This window comes from Streptomyces alkaliphilus, from assembly GCF_014141535.1.
Classification (GTDB): domain Bacteria; phylum Actinomycetota; class Actinomycetes; order Streptomycetales; family Streptomycetaceae; genus Streptomyces; species Streptomyces alkaliphilus.
Genome location: NZ_VKHT01001694.1, coordinates 1 through 513, shown reverse-complemented (window position 1 = coordinate 513; position 513 = coordinate 1). Strand labels below are relative to the sequence as shown.

Below are 513 nucleotides of genomic sequence, written 5' to 3'. Positions count from 1 at the left end.
GGGCCAGGGACTCCCCGACCTGCCCGGGCTGCCGGGTCCGTCGGCCGTACCCGATCCCGTCGCCCGGCGCGACGAGGGAGAGGTGACCCTCACCATCGACGCCCTGCGCGCCCCCGACGGCGCGACCGGCACCCTCGGCGTCGTCGGCTACGACGGCGACCCCGGCGCCGGCGACACACTGACCGCCGCCCCGGACCTCCGGCCGGCGATCGCCCTGGGCGACCCGACCTCGCCCGCCGACGACGTCATGAACTCCACCATCGCCGACCTCGGGCGCCACGTCACCACCCGCGAACCGGCGCACCGCAACACCCTCGGCTACGACTCCACCCTCCTCGACCTCCGCCCCGCCCTGGCGCACGGCGCCAACCGGCTGTCCCTGCGCTTCGCCGGTCGCGGCGACCGCTACCACCTGGGCGCGGTCTTCCTCCAGGTCGAGACCGAGAACCGCCGCTGAGCCGGCCCGCCACGGAAGGTCCCGTTCCCGACATGCGGTACCCCCCACCCCATGAG

1 pseudogene is annotated in these 513 nt (G+C 75.8%); it reads left to right on the top strand.

From position 1 onward, the window contains the following. Positions 1 to 457 (top strand): annotated as a pseudogene (locus FNQ90_RS26365) (hypothetical protein); the annotation flags it as partial. Between the last annotated feature and the right edge of the window lie 56 nt (positions 458 to 513).